Raw genomic sequence first — 22,251 nt, 5'->3', positions numbered from 1 at the left:
ATTTGCTGAATATGCCGCGTGACTATCTGAAAAAGGCAACCTTGACGGCGCAATCTCATGCGTCCGAGGTGCACGATACGGTCAAAACCATCCTGTCCGATATCGAGGCGGGGGGTGACGCCAAAGCGCTGGAATATGCCGCCAAATTTGACAAGTTCGAAGGCAATGTCCTTATGACTCAGGACGAGATCGACGCGGCCATCGCCTTGGTGCCCGAGAAACTGAAGGCCGATATCCGATTTGCCCATGACAACGTGCGCCGCTTTGCCGAAACGCAAAAAGCCACCGTGTCGGATGTGCAGACCGAGATCGTGCCCGGCGTTGTCGCGGGGCAAAAGGCCATCCCCGTGGATGCGGCAGGGTGCTATGTGCCTGGTGGACGCTACAGCCATATCGCCAGTGCGATTATGACGGTAACCACAGCCAAAGTAGCCGGGTGTCGCCATATCACAGCATGCTCTCCTCCCCGTCCGGGTGAGGGCGTCGCACCTGCGATCGTCTACGCCGCGCATATCTGCGGAGCCGACAGCATCTTGGCGATGGGCGGTGTACAAGGCGTAGCAGCCATGACCTATGGCCTGTTCGGACTTCCGCGCGCGAATATCCTTGTCGGGCCTGGCAACCAGTTCGTGGCCGAGGCAAAGCGTATTCTCTACGGCAAGGTCGGTATCGACATGATCGCGGGACCGACGGACAGCCTGATCCTCGCCGACGGCAGCGCAGATGCACATGTGGTCGCGACCGATTTGGTCAGTCAGGCGGAGCACGGGTATAACTCGCCTGTCTGGCTGGTGACCGATGATCGGGAGTTGGCAGAAAAAGTGATGGAGCTTGTGCCCGCGCTGATTGAGGACCTGCCCGAACTTAACCGTGAAAACGCATCTGCTGCTTGGCGCGACTATGCCGAGGTGATCGTCTGTGCGGATCGTGAAGAAATGGCGGCCTGTTCCGACGACTATGCGCCTGAACACCTGACCGTTCAGGCCGAGGATCTGGATTGGTGGCTGGACCGGTTGACCTGCTATGGCTCGTTGTTTCTGGGTGAAGAAACCACCGTGTCCTACGGTGATAAAGCTACCGGGACCAATCATGTTCTGCCCACTTCGGGCGCGGCCAGCTATACCGGTGGCCTGAGCGTCCACAAATACATGAAAATCGTGACATGGCAGCGGGCAACGCGTGAAGGGTCCAAGCCCATCGCAGTCGCTACCGCCCGCATTTCGCGTCTGGAGGGGATGGAGGGTCATGCCCGTGCCGCTGATGTGCGTCTGGCCAAGTATTTCCCGGATGAGCAATTCGACCTGACCGCAGATGGATGACCCACGCGCGCTCTTTGATCTGACAGGGCGCGTGGCCTGTGTCACTGGTGCAAGCTCGGGACTGGGGCGACGGGTGGCTTTGGTTCTGGCGCAAGCTGGTGCTAAAGTCGTTGGCGTTGCACGGCGGGCCGATGCGCTGTCTCAACTATGCGATGAGATCGGGGCAAATGCCGCCGCCGTGACCGGTGATGTTGCGGATCGTGAGAATGTGGGCGCACTTGTGAATGAGGTCTCATCCCATTTTGGTGCGCCCGATATCATCGTCCACGCCGCAGGTGTGAATACCCGTGAGGCGGCGGATGACGTGACCGGGCAGGGGTGGGATGCGACATTGGCCCTGAACCTGAGCGCGCCGTTCTTCCTGAGCCAGGCGATGGTGCCCGCGATGAAGGAAAAAGGCTGGGGCCGGATTGTGAATTTTGCCTCGCTGCAAACCACACGCGCCTTTCCGGGCGGCATCGCCTATGGCGCGACCAAAGCCGGGATTGGGCAATTGACCCGCGCGATGGCCGAGGCATGGTCGCCCCATGGCATCACCGCCAATGCCATTGGGCCAGGGTTCTTCCCGACTGAATTAACGCAGGCCGTGTTTGACGACCCTGATCGTGCCGCCCGTAATGCGGCGCAAACCTGCACTGGGCGCAACGGCCGGATGGAGGATATGGACGGGCCGATCCTGTTTCTGTGCTCGAAAGCTTCGGATTATGTCACTGGGCAGGTCCTCATGGTCGATGGGGGGTTCACCGCGAAATGAAAGCGCTTGTGTATGAGGGGGTCGAAGAGGTTGCGTATCGGGATATGCCCGACGCTGCACCCGGCACGGACGAGCATCTGATCCGTGTCCAGGCGGTTGGCATCTGCGGCTCGGATATGCATGCCTATCTGGGGCATGATGCCCGGCGTCCGGCACCGCTGATCCTCGGCCACGAGGCCGCTGGTGTGATCGTCGGCGGCCCGCGTGATGGTACGCGCGTGACGATCAATCCGCTTGTGTCCTGCGGGCTGTGTCCGGCTTGCACCTCGGGCCGAGAAAACCTTTGCCCGCAGCGCCAGATCATCTCGATGCCTCCACGCGAAGGGGCCTTTGCGCAATATGTGTCGATGCCCGACCGCAATCTGGTTGAAGTGCCAGATGGTGTGCCATTGGACAAAGCCGCCTTGGCCGAACCCTTGGCCGTTAGCTGGCACACCGTTCGACTGGTCGTTGAAGCGTTGCATCCGACCAGCGAAAAACGCGCATTGGTTTTGGGCGGCGGCGCCATTGGTCTGGCTGCGGCATTGGCTTTGAAAGCGATGAGCATTGAGGACGTGACGCTGGTTGAGCCGAACTCTGGACGACGCGCATTCCTGCAAGAGCTAGGATTTCGCGTCCTAGATGAAGCCGCGGGAACCTATCTGATTGCGATTGATGCGGTCGGTTATGCAGCGACGCGCGCGACAGCGTCGGCCTGTGCAGAACCTGGTGGGGTAATTGCGCATGTCGGCTTGGGTGAGGATACAGGCGGGCTTGATATCCGTCGCATGACCTTGCAGGAAATCACCTTTATCGGCACGTATACCTACACCGCCGAAGATTTCCGCCAAACGACGCAGGCCATATTCGATGGGCGTTTGGGTGCCTTAGACTGGACCGAAGCGCGCCCTCTGTCCGAAGGGGCAAGGGCGTTTCGCGACCTGCGCACTGGCGTGGTTACCGCGCCAAAGATTATCCTGGACCCGTGGGAATAGACCGGGCTGAAAAGGAGATTGATATGTATAAGAAAGTTCTTGTTCCTATGGCGCTGGATCACGGCATCTCGCAACACACGCTGGAGGTTGCCCACGCCCTGTCCGAAGATGGGGCCGAGATCGTTGCCTTGCATGTCTATGAGATGCCTCAGGGCTCGGTCAGCGCCTATCTGGACAAAACACTGGTCGCCGAAGGGTTCGAGCGTGCCCGTCGCCAGTTGCTGGACAAGGTCGAAGGGTTAGATGGTGTGACTGCCGAGATTGTCAAAGGACACACGGCACGCACCATCATCGACTATGCCGACAGCAACGGTATCGATTGCATCGTGATCGGCTCGCACAAGCCGGACCTGAGCGACTATTTTCTGGGATCGACCGCCTCGCGCGTCGTTCGCCACGCGCACTGTGCAGTGCATGTGCATCGCAGAACCTAAACATCATCAATCGCGCATACCGCGCCCTAAACAGGACCAAAAGCTGGACCATGAACATAGACAAGAAGATCACTGACGATCTGGTGGCGAACGACATCTCGTTCGTGACGACCGTCCCCTGCAAGCAACTGGCCGGAGTGATAGAAGAAATCGACCAGCGCGAGGGCATATTCCATATCCCGTCAAACAAGGAAGACGAAGGCATGGGCCTGTGCGCAGGTGCCTGGATGGGCGGGAAACGCCCTGCCATCATCATGCAGAACACGGCCATTGGTGTGACGATCAACACACTGGCGACGCTGATCCAATATTACCGGATGCCACTGCCCATGCTGATCTCGTATCGTGGGGAATTGCGGGAACCAGTCGCCTGTCAGGTCGAGATGGCTGTGCATACCAAGGCGTTGTTGGCACAGATGAACATCCCGACCTACCACTTCCACAATCAATCTGATGTCGAAGAACTCGATATGATCCTGAAATACACATTCATGTGCAACAAACCGGTTGCCATTCTGACCGATGCGAACTTTTGGGGAGGCTATGGCGACCAATGATCCGTTCTGAGATTCTGAAAGAAATCGCCCCGATCCTGCGCGACCAACTTGTGGTCTGCAACATTGGCATTCCCAGCCAGGAACTGCACGCCATCGATGATCAGCCTACGAATTTCTACATGCTGGGTACCATGGGTTTGGCTTCGTCCATTGGTCTGGGTCTGGCTTTAGCGCAGCCTAAACCGGTGATCGTGATTGACGGGGATGGCTCGATCCTGACCAATCTGGGCACACTTCCAACCATCGCTAATAACGTGGCGGATAACTATATCCTGCTGATCGTCGACAACGGCTCTTACGGCTCAACCGGAGACCAGCCAACCTATGCGGGTCAGAAAACCTCTTTGACGAAAATGGCGCAGGCCGCCGGGTGTGAGCGGGTAGTCGAATGTGCCGCCGAGGATACGGGTCGCGTGCTGCAAGAGGCGCTGGACAGCAAACAGATGACTATTATCGTCAGCAAATGTGAAAGCGGCAACGCTAAGATGCCGGTTATCACGATGGACCCGGTGGTGATCCGAGACCGCTTTATGAAGGCTGTCGAGGCCTGATGGCCGCAAGCGACATCCACAGTGCGGAAGACGCCCGCCGCCTTGCGCGGCGGCGTTTGCCGTGGATGGTGTTCGACTACATTGATGGTGCTGCGGGTGCTGAGGTCGGGGCCACGCGCAATCGGGCCGCCCTGGATGCAATGACCCTGCGTCCGCGAATCCTGCGGGATGTGAGTGAGCGGTCATTGGCAAGCTCTGTCTTTGGCAAATCCGCGCAACGTCCCTTTGGCATTGCGCCCATGGGGATGTGCAACCTGTCGGGCCCAGAGGCTGATCTGATGCTGGCCCGTTTGTCTGCCCGCTATTCGGTGCCGTTGGGCGTATCGACTGTGGCCTCCACCCCGATGGAAAAGATGCTGGAGGTGTCAGAGGGCAATGCCTGGTTTCAGCTATATTTCAGCGGGGATGGATCAGGAACCTCTAAGCTTGTGGATCGAGCCAAGGCTGCGGGGTACGACACCCTTGTTCTGACTGTCGATGTCCCTGAGGTTGGGCGCAGGCCCCGAGAGTTGCGGCACGGGTTCCGCATGCCGTTCCGGTTGGGTCCACGTCAGTTTCTGGACTTCGCGCTGCATCCGCGCTGGTCCTTGTCGACCCTCGTGCACGGTAAGCCGCAAATGGCCAATTTCCTGATGGACGGGTACGAGTTTGACCGAACCGAAAGCCGCGCCAAAGCAGATTGGGACACGCTGGCAAGCCTTCGGGATCGGTGGTCGGGGCATCTGGTGGTCAAAGGTGTATTGGATGTTGAAGACGCGGTTGCTCTCAAGGCCGCCGGGGTGGACGCCATTCAGGTCTCCAGCCACGGCGCCCGGCAACTTGAAAGCGCGCCGGCCCCATTTTCCATCCTGCCCGAAATCCGCGCCGCAGTCGGAGAAACATTTCCGCTGTTTTACGATAGCGGCTTGCGTTCCGGCGAGGATGCGTTGAAAGCCCTTCTCACAGGCGCGAACTTCACTTTCTTCGGCCGGATCCTGCAATTCGCCATTGCAGCGGGGGGCGAAGAGGGGCTGCACCAGCTGTGGCAGGTTCTCAGCGATGAGATGAGCATCGCCATGGCCCAGATCGGTGCCACTCAGATCGCACAAGCGGCAGGTCAGAACGCCCGTCAGCCCTAGATCAAAGTGCGGTCGTTCTTAAGGTGTCGCTGCACCATATTGCGAACTTGTCGACCTTTGGATGGAATGTGTCGCGCGGATCGTGCCACGTACCCAGGCTGCCTCAGGTCGGGGAATAGCTCAAGAATCTCGGCGCGCGCAGCTTGGGGTAAGCTGTCCATGGCTTGCGGGCCCGTAAACAGGCTTTCTGACGGCGCCCCTTCAGCAAACACAACCTCATGGCGGTCAAATAGCATGTGGTAGTAAGTGACCGACTGGGCGTGGTCTTCACGGCTGATACCCGGCAGGTCGGTCAGCATATGAGCGGGCACCAGAACCTCTGTGGCGTCGAACATCCGGGTGGCAATAGGCGAACGCACCAGCATTCTGTGTTGAGGCGACACCAAGAGATCGCGGCATGGCAACCCTCGGCCCAAAGCACCAGCCTCAATCCGTATCGGTTTGAGCTTGGGTTTAGCCGCCAGCGCTGCCTGATCCAGTTGAGTTGACCCAATCCAGCGAATGATCTGATCCCCGTGATCAGCCGTGCAAACCAAATCACCAGCACTTAGGGAGTCGATCGGTTTCAGCCCCGATGGCGTTGCAATCAGAGTGTCAGCGGCAAAACAGGGCACATCGATAATTGAGGTTGGGTCGGTCGTGTCAGGCGCGTTTGTCGGCGTGACATTGACGACCTGGATGTTGTAGGTCACGCCCGGGTCAAGTGGCTCAGACGTGATGTATCCGACAAGGGTGCCCTCGACTTCAACGGCATAGACGGTGATGCTGCCGCCACCGGGCACCGTCAGGATGTAAGATTCCTCGAGATAGATGTCACCGCTGGCAAAGGTTGTCGACCCGTCCAGATTGGTAACAACGCCTGTTTGCGTCGCGTCATCCCCGTTTTCGTTGCTGAACCTGTCGCCGTTAAACACGGTTCCCGTGTCAGGCAGCGGGTTGCCCCCGTTCAAAATGGTGCCACCTGCCGCGTCCTCGACATCAAAGACCCTGCGATCCGTCGCTGGGTCATAGCTTGCGGATAAGGTGATGGTATCCTGGCCGAAAAAATTTACTGAAATGACACCCGGCGCGTAGCCGATATATGAATAGTTCGCCATGACTAAACCTGAAACTCATCCACTGGGTAAAACTTTGTCATTGTTTGGCTCTCTAAGATGTTGCGGGATGACATCCAAAGGCAACCAAGCAGCGCCACGCTTACAGCTTGTTTAAGGCGAATTATAGGCGGCACTCCTAAAAAATTGTGTGGGCCAGTCAGAAATCCCATAACAAATTGTAAACAAATTGAGATCGACGGCTGCGATCCTGGACCAATGGGTGGGATGGACTGGGTAGAAATCACTCGCGCGCCACACGCTGGCGTAAAAACCTCACACAGAGGGTTCGGATTGGAATATGTGTTTCACATCGCCGGTGTTTCGGAACACGATTACAAAACCGCAATATCAGGACGGGACCTTGGCCGAGACTTCTGCACGTGAGGCGATATTTCTGAACGGCAGTCTGATGCGCCACGTGACGCGCATGTCGCTGACCACCAGCATCGGATTGATGGCCATTTTCGCCGTTGATTTCGTCGACATGGTCTTCATTTCAATGCTGGGAAATGACGCCTTGGCTGCGGCGGTGGGGTATGCCGGTACGCTGCTGTTTTTTACCAACGCGATCAATATCGGGCTGTCGATTTCAGCAGGCGCGCTTGTCGCGCGAGAGCTCGGCGCGGGCCAGCCTGAACAAGCCCGCAACTATGCCTCCAGTGTGGCTGTGATCGGTCTAATCCTCGGGTTAATAGTCTCTGCTTTGGTGCTGTTAAACATCAGCTTTTTGCTATCTTTGCTCGGAGCCGAGGGGGAAGTTCTAAGGCTGGCGACCCGCTATGTCTCGATCATTTTGCCAACGATGTGGGTGATGTCGATTGCAATGGCGTCGATGGCGGTTCTGCGGGCTCATGGGGATGCGCGCCGGTCGATGATGGCGACGATCTATGGTGGCGTGGTGAACGCGGTTCTTGACCCGATCCTGATTTTCGGGGTCGGGCTCGGGCTCGATGGAGCGGCGATTGCATCCGTGATCGCGCGCGTTTGTATGCTGGCCGCCGCCCTGTGGCCTGCCTTGCGCGTGCATCAGGCCTTTGCGCGCCCCTCAATGAGACAAGTGGTACAGGATATCCGGCCTGTTCGGGCCATTGCGATCCCGGCGGTGTTGACCAATGTGGCCACACCCATCGGCAACGCCATCGTCGTGCGCGAGATTGCCCAATACGGAACAGACGCTGTCGCCGGTATGGCAGTGATCGGGCGTTTGTTACCCGTGGCGTTTTCGGTGATCTTTGCGCTTTCGGGGGCCATTGGTCCCATTATCGGACAAAACTACGGGGCCGAGAAATTCGACCGTGTTCGCGCAGCTTATCTGGCGGGCATCAAATTTACTGCAATTTATGTTCTTGGTATGGCTGCGATCCTGTTTCTGCTGCGCGCGCCGATCGCAGATCTATTTGCTGCCCAAGGCGAAACCCGCACCCTGATTTACCTGTTCTGCGGACCATTGGCGCTGGCGTCGTTTTTCAACGGTGTCATCTTTGTCGCGAACGCCAGTTTCAACAATCTGGGTCATCCGGTTTATTCAACCTGGATCAACTGGGGTCGTCATACGGTCGGCACCTGGATATTTGCGACGATCGGGTCAAGCCTTGCCGGGGCATCTGGTGTCCTGCTCGGTCAAGCGTTCGGTGGTGTCATTTTCGCTGTGATCAGCTGGGGTCTGGTCATGCGCGTGGTGTCCGGCCTGCAGCGGACACAAACAGCTGAGCCCTTCGCGGATCAAAACCGCATCCATTCGCTGTTTGGTCGGCGGGGTTGGTAGCTGCCTCAGTTCCCCTGATTGCGCGCTTGCAGGCGCTCAAGGTTCACAACGGTCGACAGCATCAGCCGATCATGGCTCCAGTCGTGCCTTTGCTGAACGGACGCAGAGCCAACGGCTAGAAGGCTTGCGAAGATCAGCGTCAGACCCAGAAAGAACACGGGCAGGGGGGCCGCTACATGCGGTGCTTCGGTCAAAGCCAGAACGCGCTGCCGCAGCACATGTTTGGCTTTGCCCCCGCTGACCAGCGCGACGTTCAGAACACGCGGGTGACCGACGGACACGGTGCGTGCGCAATAGTCCAGCAAACATGTGGTGTATTCGCGAGAGTCGATCCGTTTGCGTGCGACCACCGACTGATCACAGGCCAGCTCGCGCAGGCGATCAAACTGGTATTTCAGGACCAGATAGGCCGGATTCCAGAACAGAAACGGGCGCAGCAGTTCGAACCCAAGCTCCCATTCCACATCGCCCGCGCGGATATGCTGAAACTCATGGGCCAAGGCAAAGCGCAACTCGCGCGGGGTATCCAGAAGATGACTGGGCAACACCACGTGACGACGGCGCAGGCCGCGCACGGCGAACGGAACTGTGATGCGATCGGACAGGCGGATATCCACCTTGTTTGACTGACGCCAGAGAAAGCTGGTCTCGACCGTGGCGCGGATGGCAAGGGCGTCGCGGGTGACACGCAGCACCAGCATACCCGCCATGCCGGCCAATATCGCCAAGAGGAGCGTAAAGGCGGTCGATTGACCGGACAGGATCTGATCCAACCAACGCTCTCGTGTGTTCAACAGTGCTTCGAATTGGGTTGCAGGCATGGCTATCTCGCCCCGCAGATAGGCGGCGACAGCAATATCACCAAGCGCAACGGCTCGATCCGGCCAGATGAGGCTGGCCAGAGCGGACACACCAAGCGCAAGCAGCGGACTGACCAGAAGGCAGATACACAGCACCTTGAACGCGCGCAGCTGTGCGATAAAGCCGCCACGCAGCGATGTGCGGGCCAAAGCAGCCCGTGCGATCACCCAGATCACAGCGGACAGGCCCAGCACGATATTCATTTCCAGATAAGCGTCGAGTACCGGTTTAACCGCGGTCATGTTGCAGTCTCCTCTCTACCAGTGCTCGAATTTCCTCCAGATCGGTTTCGCTCAGACCTTCATCATCCACCAGTCGGGCGACCAGCGAGGCGGGCGTGTTGTCAAACAACGTCCGCGACAGGTTCTGAAGTGAGCGTGCCTGATACCTGTCCTTGTCCAGAAGTGGCCGATAGATCAGCGTCTTGCCATCCTTGCGGCTTTCGACAAATCCTTTTTCGTCGAGTATGCGCAGGATCGTGGCGCCTGATGTATAGGCCAGATTCCGTTCCGGGGGCAGGCGATCCAAAACATCACGCACCGAACCTTGCCCCAGCGCCCAGAGCTCGTTCATGAACTCCAGTTCGACTTCGGTCAGCAGGTTTGTCGTCTTTTTCTTACGCATTGATCTCGGTGTCGTCATGTTTGGTCTGCCTGTCAGACAAGCATCCTTTCGCTGTTTCGCAAAGCTTAAACTTTCCAGAAGACGAAGATGCCCCAGCCGATGGAGAGGAAAAGCGGGGTCCAGACGGGCTGACCAACCAGCCCGAGCCAGGCAAGGAAGATATAGGCCGAACCTAATAGTGTGATAAACAGCCTATCGCCCAGCGTGGTTGTCAGGCCCAACACGCCACGCCGTTCGATCCCGTCGCGGTACTTGAACCCTTCGAGCAGGCCGATCAGCGCGATGGCCGAAAAGATGCCGACGAACAGGGCCAAAGTCGCTGGCGTCCACGCCATCCAGAAATCGGGCCACAGAGGGTCGGTCCAAGAGAAGCCTTTTTCCTCTTGCTGGCCGACGCTGCCCCAGCCAGCTTGCTGGGCGACGGCGATAGTTGGGAGGAAGGGGAGGGCAAGAAGAAGTTTGCGCATATCGAACCTCACACACGTCCCATCGCGAAACCACGCGCGATGTAGTTGCGGACAAACCAAATGACGATGGCACCGGGGATGATGGTCAGGGTTCCGGCGGCTGCCAACAGACCCAACTCATACCCCGCGCTGGAGGCGGTGCGGGTCATCACGGCAGCGATGGGTTTTGCCTCGACCGCAGTCAGGGTTTTGGCGAGCAGCATTTCCACCCACGAGAACATGAAGCAGAAGAAGGCTGCGACGCCCACGCCCGCTTTGATGTTCGGCAAAAAGATCGTCACGAAGAAGCGCGGGAAGGAATAGCCGTCGACATAGGCGGTTTCGTCCAGTTCCTTTGGGATGCCGCGCATGAAGCCTTCCAAAATCCACACCGCCAGCGGCACATTGAACAGCGTATGCGCCAGAGCCACGGCCAGATAGGTGTCGAACAGGTGGATCGACGAATAGAGCTGAAAGAACGGCAGCGCGAACACCGCCGCCGGGGCCATCCGGTTGGTCAGCAGCCAGAAGAACAACTGCTTGTCACCCAGGAACCGATAGCGCGAGAACGCATAGGCGGCAGGCAGGGCGACACAGACCGACAACACTGTGTTGATCGTCACGTAGATGATCGAGTTGATGTAGCCCCAGTACCACGTGGGATCGGTGAAGATGGTAATGTAGTTTTCCAGCGTAAAGGTCTGGGGAAACAGGGAAAAGCCCGACAGGATCTCGTTCGTTGTCTTGAAGGACATCGCCACCAGCCAATAGATCGGCAGCATCAGAAACGCGATATAGAGGATCGGAATAAGAGACCGCTTCTTCATTGCGCGTCATCCTTTGTCATCAGAGTGTAGAAGACCCAGCTGACTAGCAGCGTGATAGCGAAGTAGATCAGACTCATCGCGGCTGCGGGGCCGAGATCGAACTGTCCCAGGGCGATCTTCACAAGGTCGATCGACAGCAAAGTGGTTGAGTTGCCGGGGCCACCGCCTGTTAGTACGAATGGCTCGGTATAGATGTTGAAACTGTCCATGAAGCGCAGCAGAACGGCGATGGTCAGGACGGTCTTCATCTTGGGCAGTTGGATATAGCGGAACACCGACCATGGGCTGGCTCCGTCGATCTTCGCGGCCTGATAGTAGGCATCCGGGATCGACACGAGGCCTGCATAGCACAGCAGCACGACCAGCGATGTCCAATGCCAGACATCCATCACGATGACCGTGATCCAGGCCGACAGAGGCTGTTGCGTCATGTCATAGTTGATGCCCAGAACATCATTCAGGAAATAGCCCAACAGGCCGATCTTGGGCAGGGTGAAGATGTTCCACATCGAGCCAACCACGTTCCACGGGATCAGCATCGGCAGGGCCATCAGGACCAGACAGACTGGCACCCAGAACCCTTTGCGGGGCATCGATAGGGCGACGATGATACCCAAGGGCACCTCGATCAGCAGGATCAGGAAGGTAAAGAGGAACTGCCGACCAAGGGCCGCTTGGAAACGGTCCGAGCGCAGGATTTGCTCGAACCAGCTCAGACCTTCCCAGAAAAACTGGTTGTTGCCGAAGGTTTCCTGCACCGAGTAGTTGACCACCGTCATCATCGGCACCAGCGCGTTGAACGCGACCAGTGCCAGCACCGGCAGGACAAAGAACCAGGCTTTTTGGTTTTCTGTTCTCATCAGCTGCGCTCCTCGGTTGCGATCCAGCCGTCGCGGTAAACGCGGGATTGTTCTGGTTTGAATTGCAGGAAGACCTGTGAGCCCGGTTCAGGCACACTGTGTTCGGTCACGGCCTTGAGGGCCGTATTGCCGACCATCGCGCTGACCACATAGTGGCGGCCGATATCGGACACTTTGGTGACATGCGCCGGGATGCCCGTGTCGCCGAAGCCCACATATTCCGGGCGGATACCCAGATCGGTGCGACCACCCTCGCCGTGGGTGGGGCCTTCCAGTATGACCTCGTGGCCTTCGAACAGCGCGCGGTCGCCTTTGGCCTCGCAGGGCAGGACGTTCATGCCGGGGGAGCCGATGAAATGACCGACAAAGGTGTGCTGAGGGCGCTCGAACAGTTCGACCGGGGTGCCGATCTGCACCACTTCGCCTTCCTGCATCACCACGACCTCGTCGGCAAAGGTCAGCGCCTCGGTCTGGTCGTGGGTCACGTAAATCATCGTGGCTTTGACGCGCTGGTGTAGCTCTTTCAGCTTCGAGCGCAGCTTCCATTTCAGGTGCGGGTCAATCACGGTCAGCGGCTCGTCGAACATCACCGCGTTCACGTCATCGCGCACCAGACCGCGCCCCATCGAGATTTTCTGCTTATTGTCCGGGCTGAGGCCGCTGGCGCGGGTGTTCTGCATATCCGTGACGTCCAACATCTCGGCAATCTCGTTGACACGTCGTTTGATCGTCGCGGCATCGACGCCTCGGTTCTTCAGCGGGAACGCCAGGTTTTCGCCCACGGTCATCGTGTCGTAGATCACCGGAAACTGGAACACCTGCGCGATGTTGCGCTGATCTGGCGGCAGGGCTGTAACATCCTGACCATCAAACAGAATCTGCCCCTCAGACGGGGTCAGCAAGCCCGAGATGATGTTCAGCAGCGTGGACTTGCCGCAGCCCGATGGCCCAAGCAAAGCATAGGCCCCGCCATCGCGCCAGGTCACATCGATTTCTTTCAACGCATAGTCCTCGGGTCCCTTTGGTGTTGGGAAATAGCTGTGTCGCAGGTTGGAAAGCTTGATCTGTGCCATGTCAGGCCACCCTTTGGCCGTCTTGGCCGAAATACCGGCAATGGGCCGGGTTCATGTAGAAACTGTGATCTTCGCCGACCTCATAGGGGTGCACCCCTACGGCCAGGGACACCCAGTCATCCGATCCATGCCTGAAATGCGCGCTGGAGTCGGAACCCGACAGTTCTGTCACGATCACGCGGCCCGTTAGTTCCACATCAGCATCCGATGTGCGGAACGGTGTCACACGATGCGGGCGCACGGCGACCATGTAGTCTCCGTCGGCCATGTCCGAGACCGTCCAGCCTCCGCCGCCTGCCAATTGTGCCTGCGCACCTGATACGGTGATGCGGGCAACATTGATCGGCGGGTCCGAGAAAACGCGGGCGGCCGCGATGTTTTCGGGATTGCGATAGATGTCTGCGGTCGGACCGAATTGCGTGACGCGACCGTCTTCCATCAAAGCCGTGTAACCGCCCAAAAGCAGGGCTTCTTCGGGTTCCGAGGTCGCGTAGACGACAACGGCACCGCGTCCTGCAAACAGATCAGGAAGTTGTTCGCGCAATTCCTCACGCAGCTTGTAGTCCAGATTTGCCAGGGGCTCATCCAGAAACACAGCCCGGCTCTCTTTCGCAATCGCACGCGCTAGGGCGGTCCGTTGTTGTTGGCCACCCGACAGCTCATGCGGGCGGCGGTGCAGCATCGGGCGCAGTTGCAAGAGGTCAGCAGCCTCTTCCACGCGGCCTTCGATTTCGGATTTCGCCATGCCAGCCACGCGCAAAGGCGAGGCGATGTTGTCAAAAACGGTCATGTGCGGGTAGTTCACGAAGAACTGGTGAACCAAGCTGATCTGCCGTTTTTGTGTGTTCAGCTTAGTGACGTCCTGCCCATCCATAAAGACCTTGCCCGAGGCAATCGGGTCCAGCCCCGCCATCAGCTTGATCAGAGAGGTCTTGCCCGATCCTGTCGCCCCCAAAAGCACATTGAAATGGCCGGTGCGCAACGTCAGGGTCGTGGGCTTGATATGGATGGTGTTGCCAACCCGTTTGGTGGCGTCTTGTAGTTCGATCATGTCCGTGGATTCCGGTCCTTCAGTGCACGCACTGGTCTTGGGAAGGAGGTGCCGAAAACGGCACCCCCAGTTCTTTCGAGCTTACTGAGACTGCCAGCGCTGAACCAGTTCGTCATAGTTGACGGTCTGGCCTTGCGGCTTTTCGTTCTCAAGCTTGGCCTTGGGCGAGCCCGCTTTTTCCAGCCAGAAGGCAGGATCCTGCGGCTCGTTCAGGCGCGGACCACAGCCACCATAGACACCGGCGCTTTCATCCGCGGCCTGCATCCGGGCCATGGTGATGTCCATCTCTTCGGCCAGACGGTCCATCGCCTCTTGCGGCGTAAACGCACCCGAGTTCACGTCACCGATCTGCTGCCACCAGATCTGGGCCAGCTTCGGATAGTCCGGAACGTTGATGCCGGTCGGCGACCATGCCACACGGTCAGGCGAGCGATAGAACTCGACCAGACCACCCAGCTTGGGTGCACGTTCAGTGAACGACTCGTGATTGACCGAGCTGTCGCGGATGAAAGTCAGACCCACATGGGACTTCTTCACATCGACAGTCTTCGAGGTCACGAACTGGGCATAGAGCCAAGCTGCCTGAGCACGATCCTCGGGGGTCGACTTCAGGAAGGTCCAGGAACCCACGTCCTGATAACCAACCTTCTGGCCTTCTTCCCAATAGGGGCCGTGCGGGCTGGGCGCCATGCGCCATAGCGGCGTGCCTTCGTCGTCGACAGTGTTATTGCCTTCGGACTTCGGCTTCACCATGTCGGCGGTAAAGGCGGTGTACCAGAAGATCTGCTGGGCCACGTTGCCTTGGCTAAGTGCCGGCAGCGACTGGTAGAAGTCATAAGACGCCGCACCTGGAGGAGCGTAGGCCCGCAGCCATTCATCCCACTTGCGGATAGCATAGACCGCAGCCGGACCGTTGGCCGCACCACCACGCGAGACGGAGGCCCCGACAGGGTTACAGGTGCCCGCTTCCATGCGGATGCCCCATTCATCAACGGGTACACCATTCGGTTCGCCCACGTCACCAGCACCGGCCATCGACAGCCAGGCGTCGGTCATACGCCAACCCAAGTCAGGCGCACGCTTGCCGTAGTCCATGTGACCATAGATTGTCACACCATCGACTTCCTTGACGTCATTCGTGAAGAACTCGGCGATGTCTTCGTAAGCGGACCAGTTGACCGGAACACCCAGATCATAGCCGTATTTCTCTTTGAACGCGGCCTTGTTGGCTTCGTCATCGAACCAGTCCTTGCGGAACCAGTAGAGGTTCGCGAACTGCTGGTCGGGCAGCTGATATAGCTTGCCATCCGGACCTGTGGTGAACTGAATGCCCATGAAGTCATCCAGATCCAGCGTCGGCGAGGTTGTCGCCGCCCAGCCACCGCCCATCATGTCTGTCAGCGGGTAGGCCAACTGCAGGCGCGAGTGGGTTCCGATCAGGTCGCTGTCGTTGACATATCCGTCATACAGGTTCCGACCCGTTTGCATCTGGGTCTGTACGGCCTGTACCACTTCGCCTTCACCCAGGATCTGGTGGTTGACCTTGATACCGGTGATTTCCTCGAACGCCTTGGTCAGAACCTCGGATTCATACGAGTGGGTGGGGATGCCTTCGGACAGGACGTTAATCTCCATGCCCGCATAGGGTTGTGCAGCTTCGATGAACCACTGCATCTCGGCCATCTGTTCGTCTTTCGACAAGGTTGATGGCTGGAATTCGTCGTCAATCCAACGTTGTGCTGCGGCTTCGTCGGCCCAAGCAGGACCGTGCCCCGCAATGACGGCAGCCGCCGCCACTGCGGAAAGTAGATGTCTCCGCATCTGTCTCCTCCCAAAGATTTTGGTTGCGTCCGGCGCAAACCGGATGAGGGGAAGCATCAGCGATTTCTTGCGTATGTGTCAAACTAAATTTTTAGTAATTGACCTTTGGGCATTCCGAGATGTGAAGAATGATGAGATTGAAATGGTTGAGCGACGTAAATAATGCATTGATTATAAACTAAAATACTTCGTATCTGGCTTCCGATGAGCTGGGAGTGGTGACGCAATTATACGATACCACCCAGTAGGATCTGTGCACGCTATGAACTACGACTCTCGTTGATCCTTCTGTTGCCAAAACAACCAAGGCTTGAGCCTAGAATGATCCAAAGAAGGCAAAATTGCTGGATTTACCAACCCTGATTTGTAGTTTGTGCGCCAGTTCGATTCTTCGGAGCGGAATGTGAAAAAACACGCACTCAACACCCATCGGGAACTTGAATTACTTGAGGCGTTGAAGCGCCTCGGTGGTACCGCCCGAAACACTGAACTGGCCACAATGCTGGACGTCTCGGAAGAGACCGTGCGCCGTACGATCAAAGCCCTGTCAAAGGCTGGTACTGTCGAGCGGGTTCATGGCGGCGTGTTTTTGGCCGGAGCGCAGGGCGATCCGGGTTTCTTTCGTCGTATTTCGCAGCACGCCGATGAAAAACGCGCGATTGCTCGGCATGTTGCGACCATGGTCGAGAATCAAATGACTGTCTTCCTGGATGTCGGATCAACGACCGCCTTTGTCGCGGAAGAATTGCGCCAGGCCCAGAACCTGACCATCGTCACCAATTCAATCGTCGTGGCGCTGACATTGGTTGGGGTCAACGGCAACCGGGTGCATCTGTTGGGCGGTGAGATGCAAAGCGATGAACGCGGCACGTTCGGGCATATCGCACACAAGCAGGTGCAGCGCTACGCATTCGATTTGGCGGTCCTCAGCACCGATGCGATCTCGGACAGTAAAGGGTTTTTATACCAAAGCGCGGCTGAGGCTGATTTAGCGTCCACAGTTGCCAATCATACCGATCACGTTGTGATGGCAGCGGATCAGCACAAATTCGATGCGTCCGCGCCTTATGTTGGGCCAGACCCACGGATGGTTCATATGTTGGTCACGGACAGCGCTCCGAAGCAGGCATTTGCAGACCAGATCGCGAAATGGGGGATCAAGCTACAGGTTGCTTCGGCGGGTTAGCCTGCGTGGCAAGATGCTGAACCTAGGTCAAAGAAGTTTCACCAAGTGGTAGCCCGTAGGGGAATCGAACCCCTCTTTCCAGGTTGAAAACCTGGCGTCCTAACCGATAGACGAACGGGCCATTTGGTATCTGGCGCAAGCACAAGTGGTAGCCCGTAGGGGAATCGAACCCCTCTTTCCAGGTTGAAAACCTGGCGTCCTAACCGATAGACGAACGGGCCACGCTGGCTTGTGGAGGGCCTTTTACGGTTTCACCCCGACCCCCGCAAGCCGAAAAATGCAGGGATGTGAAAGTTTTTGAACGGCTGAAAGGGCAGACAAAATCCTTATCAGTTGGCTTCGGCTGCGTCCTCAAGCCGAAGCTGCACATTTTGCCGTCCGCCCCAAGTGTTCACCTCAAGCCGACCAGCAAAGTGAAACCGTGCACCGCCATGATTTGACAGCCGTTCCCCAAGCGGTCCGTCGAAGGCGCCAAAGGCAATGGCATCCAGCCCGCCGCCCATTCCATCAGACAGAGACAGTTTCAGATGCGTCTCACCCACGCGCTTGGCAAACCGCACTTGCAGATCGGGCAATGCATAACGTGGGGCAGGGGCGCTAGCCCCGAAAGGCCCTGCCTTTTCAATCTGTTCAATCAACTCCACCGTTGCTGCGCCGGGCATCAGGGCACCATCTAGCCTGACATCAGCTGGTCCACCTTGCCCTGCACCCTGCTTTTCCAGCAACTCCGACAGGCGCGCCATTGCAGGCTCTAACTGATCCCGGATCACGGTCAGCCCTGCCGCCATCTTGTGCCCGCCGCCTTTGATCAATAGCCCCTCGGCTGCCAGGCGTTGAATGGAAGCCCCCAGATCAACGCCCGAGACTGATCGGCCCGAACCTTTACCCTCATCACCGTCAAATCCGATCACAATCGCTGGCCGGTTTGCCGCCTCTTTCAGGCGCGAGGCGACGATACCGACCACGCCTGGATGCCAGCCTTCGCCAGCCGCCCAGACCAAAGGCGCGTCCAGACCGCGATCCTCGGCCTGTTCCAAGGCGGCGGCGCGCACGGCGTTTTCGATGTCGCGCCGCTCTGTGTTTAGCGCGTCCAGCCGTTGCGCCAGTGCTTCGGCCTCGGACGTCGAGTCGGTGCTGAGCAGCCGCGCACCCAGATCGGCCTGACCGATGCGCCCCCCGGCATTGACACGCGGTCCCAGCAGAAACCCAAGATGATAACTGTTTGGGGCGGCATCCATTCGGGCGACATCGGACAAGGCCACTAAGCCGGGCCGCTGCCGCCCGGCCATGACCTTCAGCCCCTGCCGTACCAGCGCGCGATTGGCTTCGATCAGGGGGGCGACATCGGCCACCGTGGCCAGCGCGACCAGATCGAGCAGAGAGACCAAATCCGGCCCGGTGGCGCCTGCTTTGCGCATTTGCCGCCCGGCCTCGACCAGCATCAAAAAGACTACCCCAGCCGCACAGAGATAGCCCAGATCACCGCTTTCATCCTGCCGGTTCGGGTTCACGACGGCGACGCAATCCGGCAGCGTTTCCGCGCCCAGATGGTGATCCAGCACGATCACATCCGCACCCTTGGCTGCTGCAATGGGTTCGTGGCTGAGGGTGCCGCAGTCGACACAGATGATCAGGTCATGTGCTGCCGCCAGCTCCTGCATGGCAGGCACATTCGGTCCGTATCCTTCGTCGATCCGGTCCGGCACATAAAGCGTCGCTTGCAATCCCATCTGACGCAGCCAGACCAAAAGCAACGCCGCTGAACTGCCACCGTCTACGTCATAATCCGCGAAAACCGCGATACGCTGCCTTTCGCGCACCGCAGTGAGAAAGCGCGTCGCCGCGACTTCCATGTCTTTCAGGCTGAGCGGGTCAGGCAACAGCTCCTTCAGCTTTGGTTCCAGAAACCCTGCTGCTTCCATCGGAGGCACGCCGCGTCGTGCCAGTACCTGGCAGACTGCGCGCGGCAAGTCGGCCTGCTGCACCAGCATTTCAGTCGCGCGCTCAACCTCGGGTGAGGGGCCCACCCATCGCCGACCCGTCAATGACTTCTCAACTGCTAGAAAGCTCATCCTGCCCCTCATATGCCAAGGCCGGACCCACATGGATCCGGCCTCTTAATCTCTTTACAAATACTCTTGCCGAAGGTGGCGGCGCAAGCGGCTTAGGCGTCGGCGTGCGACCACATCGGTGTGCGGTATGACATGCGGCGCACTGATCCGGTTTTGGATCGCATCAGCAAGGTTGTTGTCTCAAGCCAGCCTGGCTCGCGCTTGATACGCGGCAGAAGCGATCCGCCGGTTACGCCTGTTGCGGCAAAGATCACATCCGCTGTCACCATCTCATCGCGGGTGTAGATGCGGTCCAGGTCAGTGATGCCTGCCTTGGCGGCGCGACCGCGTTCGTCGTCGTTGCGGAACAACAAACGACCGAAGATCTGACCGCCCATACATTTCAGTGCGGCCGCGGCCAATACACCTTCGGGCGCGCCACCTTGACCCATATACATGTCGATCCCTGTGGTCTCGCTTTCGGCGCAATGCATCACGCCAGCCACATCGCCATCAGTGATCAGACGGATCGAAGCCCCGGTTTCACGGACTTCGGCAATCATCGCCTCGTGGCGCGGACGTTCCAGAATACAGACAGTGATGTCTGCGGGCTCACAGTTTTTGGCTTTGGCCAGGGCTTCCACACGCTCTCGCGGGGACATGTCCAGCGAGACTACGCCTTCGTCATAGCCAGGACCCACGGCCAGCTTGTCCATATAGACGTCGGGTGCGTGCAGCATCGACCCGCGCGGGCCCATGGCGATGACCGTCAGCGCGTTGGGCATGTCCTTGGCGGTCAGCGTGGTGCCTTCCAACGGGTCCAGCGCGATGTCAACGCCGGGGCCATTCCCGGTGCCAACCTCTTCACCGATATAGAGCATCGGAGCCTCATCACGCTCACCTTCGCCAATAACGACGACACCTGCGATATCCAGCAGGTTAAGCTGTTCACGCATCGCATTGACGGCGGCCTGATCTGCGGCTTTCTCGTCTCCGCGCCCCACCAGCGAGGCCGAGGCAAGCGCTGCCTGTTCTGCGACACGCGCAAGCCCCAATGACAGCAGGCGGTCGTTAAAATCGGTTTTGGCAGCGTTCATGCGATGTATTCCTTTGGTCGGCAATGACGTTACGTCTGGCATAGCCTGCACGAGGCGCAGGCTGCAAGGGGTCAGACCTGTTCGATCCGCAGCGCGACGGGCTCACCCGCAACAACATCGGTTGCCCGGAACCCATCCAGGGCCACGTCCAATGTCGCCCGCGTTGTCTTATGCGTTACGATCAGAACCGGTGCGGTGCTTTCACTGTGCCCATATTGGCGCATCCGGTCGATCGAGACGCCCGCATCGCCCAGAATGGCGGCAATCTTGGCCAGCGCACCGGGTTTGTCCAGCAGGGCCAGACGCAGATAATAGGGCGCGGGCAGGCCGGTGACGGCCGGGGTTGCGGCCTCAAGCGAGCTTGCGGGTCGGCCAAAGGTCGAAATCTGAAGGCCGCGTGCCAGATCGCAGACATCGCCCATCACCGCGCTGGCGGTTGGGCCTTCGCCGGCACCGGGGCCGCGCAGGACAACCTGATCCACTGCGTCGCCTTCGATTACAACCATATTGGTACCGCCTTCCAGCTGCCCTAGCGGCGAGTCGCTGGGGACCAGGCAAGGCTGCATCCGCTGTTCAAGACCGCGCGCGGTGCGTTGCGCCACCCCCAGCAGTTTGATGCGAAAGCCCATGTCATGCGCCTGATCTATGTCATCCAGGCTGATCTGTTGAATACCTTCAATCTCGATCCCGTCGAAATTCGGTTTGGTGCCAAACGCAATTGACGACAGCAGCGCCAGTTTATGCGCCGCATCGATGCCGCCCACATCCAGGTTCGGATCGGCCTCAAGATATCCCAGTTCGGCACATTCATCGAACAGCGTGTTGTAGCCCTGACGCTGAGACTGCATCCGGGTTAGGATATAGTTGCAGGTGCCGTTCATGACGCCCATAACGCGGGTGATCTCATTGCCCGCCAGCCCCTCGGTCAGGGATTTGATGACGGGAATTCCACCTGCAACAGCCGCTTCAAAACGGATCACTCGGCCCGCAGTTTCGGCTTGCTCGGCAAGCGCCTGACCATGAATGGCCAGCAGGGCTTTGTTTGCGGTGACGACGTCTTTGCCGCTGGCCAAAGCGGCCTCGACCGACGCTTTTGCCGGACCGTTTTCGCCGCCCATCAGCTCGACATAGACATCAATATCATCGCGCTGGGCCAAGGCGACCGGATCGGTCTCCCATGCATAGTCGGACAGGTTCACACCACGGTCTTTGTTCGGGTCGCGTGCGGCCACAGCCACGATTTCGATCCGACGTCCCGTGCGTGCCTCAAGCAGATCGGCATGGCGGCGGATGATCTTGACGACACCCACACCAACTGTTCCCAAACCCGCAATTCCAAGCCGCAGCGCCTGTGTCATTCCGTGGGTTCCTTTCCGCTCGATCTATTCTGAAACCGGACGTTCATCCGGTCAGCGCTGCCTTAGCGGGTTCGGGCCGAGGGTGCAATCCGTCACGGCGGCACCACGGCCTCGGGTATCAGTTGGTTGGCGCGTTTTGAAGCGCTTCGGCCTTTTTCCTGAGCGCTTCGGCGCGCGCGTTTAGGTCTTCCTCGACCTCAGTGGCTTGGCTGGCCGGATCAATTGGCGTACCAAGCGAGTCCTGCAGCGGGATCAGGGGCGGATAAGCGGCCTTTTGCACCGAACGCGACTCAGAGCCGTCCAACTCAGGAATATCTGCGCAGCCCGTCAGGGTCAGCGTCAGGATCAGCAGCGATAGGGCTTTGGTTGGCATAGGGTCTCGCGGTCACAGTGTGATCCTGTGATGCACGTTTTAACGCATTGGTTC

Annotated in this window: 22 protein-coding genes and 2 tRNA genes; 9 read left to right on the top strand and 15 right to left on the bottom strand. The window is 58.6% G+C overall.

Features of this window, described 5'->3' with window-relative positions; all coding sequences use genetic code 11:
- Nucleotides 1-11 precede the first annotated feature (11 nt).
- Genes hisD through ACR0EL_RS05520 form a run of 7 tightly spaced genes read left to right on the top strand, consistent with a single transcriptional unit; the run spans nucleotide 12 to nucleotide 5,707 of the window.
- Nucleotides 12-1,319 carry a histidinol dehydrogenase gene (gene hisD, locus ACR0EL_RS05550; protein WP_480498799.1) on the top strand — a complete coding sequence of 436 codons (1,308 nt, stop codon included), beginning with the start codon at nucleotides 12-14 and terminating at the stop codon, nucleotides 1,317-1,319.
- Nucleotides 1,312-2,073: an SDR family NAD(P)-dependent oxidoreductase gene (locus tag ACR0EL_RS05545; RefSeq protein WP_480498798.1), complete on the top strand. Its 762-nt coding sequence runs from the start codon at nucleotides 1,312-1,314 to the stop codon at nucleotides 2,071-2,073. The genes hisD and ACR0EL_RS05545 overlap by 8 nt, the downstream gene beginning before the upstream one ends.
- On the top strand, nucleotides 2,070-3,047 hold the full coding sequence (locus tag ACR0EL_RS05540) for an alcohol dehydrogenase catalytic domain-containing protein (RefSeq protein ID WP_480498797.1): 978 nt from the start codon (nucleotides 2,070-2,072) through the stop codon (nucleotides 3,045-3,047). The genes ACR0EL_RS05545 and ACR0EL_RS05540 overlap by 4 nt, the downstream gene beginning before the upstream one ends.
- A gap of 23 nt (nucleotides 3,048-3,070) precedes the next feature.
- Nucleotides 3,071-3,481 (top strand): universal stress protein, encoded by a 411-nt coding sequence (locus ACR0EL_RS05535; RefSeq protein ID WP_480498796.1) that lies wholly within the window; start codon nucleotides 3,071-3,073, stop codon nucleotides 3,479-3,481.
- Nucleotides 3,482-3,531: 50 nt separating this feature from the next.
- A complete protein-coding gene (gene comD / locus ACR0EL_RS05530; RefSeq protein WP_353008029.1) occupies nucleotides 3,532-4,038 on the top strand; it encodes a sulfopyruvate decarboxylase subunit alpha in 507 nt (168 codons plus the stop codon).
- Nucleotides 4,035-4,589: a sulfopyruvate decarboxylase subunit beta gene (comE, locus tag ACR0EL_RS05525; RefSeq protein ID WP_480498795.1), complete on the top strand. Its 555-nt coding sequence runs from the start codon at nucleotides 4,035-4,037 to the stop codon at nucleotides 4,587-4,589. The genes comD and comE overlap by 4 nt, the downstream gene beginning before the upstream one ends.
- Nucleotides 4,589-5,707, top strand: coding sequence for an alpha-hydroxy acid oxidase (locus tag ACR0EL_RS05520; RefSeq protein ID WP_480498794.1), 1,119 nt, complete (start codon nucleotides 4,589-4,591; stop codon nucleotides 5,705-5,707). The genes comE and ACR0EL_RS05520 overlap by 1 nt, the downstream gene beginning before the upstream one ends.
- Here ACR0EL_RS05520 and ACR0EL_RS05515 read toward each other — a convergent pair.
- On the bottom strand, nucleotides 5,704-6,804 hold the full coding sequence (locus ACR0EL_RS05515; protein WP_480498793.1) for a Hint domain-containing protein: 1,101 nt from the start codon (nucleotides 6,802-6,804) through the stop codon (nucleotides 5,704-5,706). The two genes, ACR0EL_RS05520 and ACR0EL_RS05515, sit on opposite strands and share 4 nt — an antisense overlap.
- Before the next feature lie 298 nt (nucleotides 6,805-7,102).
- On the opposite strand from ACR0EL_RS05515, the gene ACR0EL_RS05510 reads away from it, so the two are divergent.
- Nucleotides 7,103-8,569, top strand: a complete 1,467-nt coding sequence (locus tag ACR0EL_RS05510) for an MATE family efflux transporter (RefSeq protein WP_480498792.1) — start codon at nucleotides 7,103-7,105, stop codon at nucleotides 8,567-8,569.
- Nucleotides 8,570-8,574: 5 nt separating this feature from the next.
- Here the strand turns inward: ACR0EL_RS05510 and ACR0EL_RS05505 are convergent, their stop codons facing one another.
- From ACR0EL_RS05505 to ACR0EL_RS05470, 8 genes are all read right to left on the bottom strand, one after another.
- Entirely contained in the window at nucleotides 8,575-9,672 is a 1,098-nt protein-coding gene (locus ACR0EL_RS05505; RefSeq protein ID WP_480498791.1) for a M56 family metallopeptidase, read from the bottom strand.
- Nucleotides 9,659-10,054, bottom strand: a complete 396-nt coding sequence (locus ACR0EL_RS05500) for a BlaI/MecI/CopY family transcriptional regulator (RefSeq protein WP_480499005.1) — start codon at nucleotides 10,052-10,054, stop codon at nucleotides 9,659-9,661. The genes ACR0EL_RS05505 and ACR0EL_RS05500 overlap by 14 nt, the downstream gene beginning before the upstream one ends.
- Before the next feature lie 65 nt (nucleotides 10,055-10,119).
- On the bottom strand, nucleotides 10,120-10,521 hold the full coding sequence (locus ACR0EL_RS05495) for a DUF2160 domain-containing protein (RefSeq protein WP_353008023.1): 402 nt from the start codon (nucleotides 10,519-10,521) through the stop codon (nucleotides 10,120-10,122).
- An 8-nt stretch (nucleotides 10,522-10,529) separates the two neighbouring features.
- Nucleotides 10,530-11,327: a carbohydrate ABC transporter permease gene (locus ACR0EL_RS05490; RefSeq protein WP_058280831.1), complete on the bottom strand. Its 798-nt coding sequence runs from the start codon at nucleotides 11,325-11,327 to the stop codon at nucleotides 10,530-10,532.
- Nucleotides 11,324-12,187, bottom strand: a complete 864-nt coding sequence (locus tag ACR0EL_RS05485; protein WP_480498790.1) for a carbohydrate ABC transporter permease — start codon at nucleotides 12,185-12,187, stop codon at nucleotides 11,324-11,326. Before ACR0EL_RS05485 ends, ACR0EL_RS05490 begins: the two co-directional genes overlap by 4 nt.
- On the bottom strand, nucleotides 12,187-13,260 hold the full coding sequence (locus tag ACR0EL_RS05480; RefSeq protein ID WP_480498789.1) for an ABC transporter ATP-binding protein: 1,074 nt from the start codon (nucleotides 13,258-13,260) through the stop codon (nucleotides 12,187-12,189). The genes ACR0EL_RS05485 and ACR0EL_RS05480 overlap by 1 nt, the downstream gene beginning before the upstream one ends.
- Nucleotide 13,261: 1 nt before the next feature.
- On the bottom strand, nucleotides 13,262-14,311 hold the full coding sequence (locus tag ACR0EL_RS05475; RefSeq protein ID WP_480498788.1) for an ABC transporter ATP-binding protein: 1,050 nt from the start codon (nucleotides 14,309-14,311) through the stop codon (nucleotides 13,262-13,264).
- Nucleotides 14,312-14,392: 81 nt separating this feature from the next.
- Nucleotides 14,393-16,132, bottom strand: a complete 1,740-nt coding sequence (locus ACR0EL_RS05470; protein ID WP_480498787.1) for an ABC transporter substrate-binding protein — start codon at nucleotides 16,130-16,132, stop codon at nucleotides 14,393-14,395.
- Nucleotides 16,133-16,535: 403 nt separating this feature from the next.
- Here ACR0EL_RS05470 and ACR0EL_RS05465 point away from each other — a divergent pair, with 403 nt between their 5' ends.
- Nucleotides 16,536-17,318, top strand: coding sequence for a DeoR/GlpR family DNA-binding transcription regulator (locus ACR0EL_RS05465; protein ID WP_480498786.1), 783 nt, complete (start codon nucleotides 16,536-16,538; stop codon nucleotides 17,316-17,318).
- Between the two features lie 46 nt (nucleotides 17,319-17,364).
- Here the strand turns inward: ACR0EL_RS05465 and ACR0EL_RS05460 are convergent.
- The 6 genes from ACR0EL_RS05460 to ACR0EL_RS05435 form a co-directional block, all read right to left on the bottom strand.
- Nucleotides 17,365-17,439, bottom strand: a tRNA-Glu gene (locus ACR0EL_RS05460).
- A 25-nt stretch (nucleotides 17,440-17,464) separates the two neighbouring features.
- Nucleotides 17,465-17,539: transfer RNA gene (locus tag ACR0EL_RS05455), tRNA-Glu, on the bottom strand.
- Between the two features lie 108 nt (nucleotides 17,540-17,647).
- Nucleotides 17,648-19,390 carry a single-stranded-DNA-specific exonuclease RecJ gene (gene recJ, locus ACR0EL_RS05450; RefSeq protein ID WP_480498785.1) on the bottom strand — a complete coding sequence of 581 codons (1,743 nt, stop codon included), beginning with the start codon at nucleotides 19,388-19,390 and terminating at the stop codon, nucleotides 17,648-17,650.
- A 92-nt stretch (nucleotides 19,391-19,482) separates the two neighbouring features.
- Nucleotides 19,483-20,466, bottom strand: coding sequence for a class II fructose-bisphosphatase (glpX, locus tag ACR0EL_RS05445; RefSeq protein WP_480498784.1), 984 nt, complete (start codon nucleotides 20,464-20,466; stop codon nucleotides 19,483-19,485).
- 71 nt (nucleotides 20,467-20,537) lie between these two features.
- Nucleotides 20,538-21,824: a homoserine dehydrogenase gene (locus ACR0EL_RS05440; RefSeq protein ID WP_480498783.1), complete on the bottom strand. Its 1,287-nt coding sequence runs from the start codon at nucleotides 21,822-21,824 to the stop codon at nucleotides 20,538-20,540.
- Between the two features lie 118 nt (nucleotides 21,825-21,942).
- Complete coding sequence (locus ACR0EL_RS05435; RefSeq protein ID WP_480498782.1) at nucleotides 21,943-22,197, bottom strand: hypothetical protein; 255 nt, start codon at nucleotides 22,195-22,197, stop codon at nucleotides 21,943-21,945.
- Nucleotides 22,198-22,251 lie beyond the last annotated feature (54 nt).

The organism is Ruegeria sp. AH12, assembly GCF_056541465.1.
This window is presented reverse-complemented; position numbering and strand designations above follow the sequence as displayed.